This is a genomic window from Helicobacter sp. T3_23-1059 (assembly GCF_053654515.1).
On record NZ_JBSIUV010000214.1, the window covers coordinates 1 to 537 of the forward strand.

Below are 537 nucleotides of genomic sequence, written 5' to 3' on the forward strand. Positions count from 1 at the left end.
AGTTTAGATTTGGAGTGTTAGTGTTATTATAAAGGCTACCACTAATATATGGTTTATCTATGTCATTATCTAAAAAGCTAATTAGCACTTCATCACCTACTCTAGGTGTGTGGTAAAATCCAGAGTGATTACTTGCAATAGGAGAGGCTACTCGTAAGTAGGGGGAATAATATTGCATATAATCTTGTGTGCTATTTTGTGAATTGTTTTGGGCGTTATCTTGTGGCGATAAATCGGGGAGACTTGCCACTCGCTTCGTCAATAGACGATCAGTCTTATTTCCTTGCTCGTGGCTTTGCAACCCCGATTTCTCATCCACAATACTTCCGCCCATAGTGTTGTTTGTTGCGGTTGATTCACTTGGATTTAAATTAGATTCATTGTTGTTTTTGTTTGAATCGCTTGAATCTATAAAGTTTTTAGATTCATTAGCTTTTAAATTAGATTCATTTGAATCTTTTAATGTTTTAGATTCGCTAAATTGCGCGTTTGATTCTGTGTTTGCAAAATCTAATGTAGATTTATGGCTTTGCAATA

Annotated in this window: 1 protein-coding gene; it reads right to left on the reverse strand. The window is 35.2% G+C overall.

All coding sequences use genetic code 11. The features are described 5' to 3' along the window. Window positions 1-535: phage baseplate assembly protein V (locus tag ACWIX0_RS14105; RefSeq protein WP_454174603.1), on the reverse strand; the 535-nt coding region annotated here is incomplete at its 3' end. Window positions 536-537 lie beyond the last annotated feature (2 nt).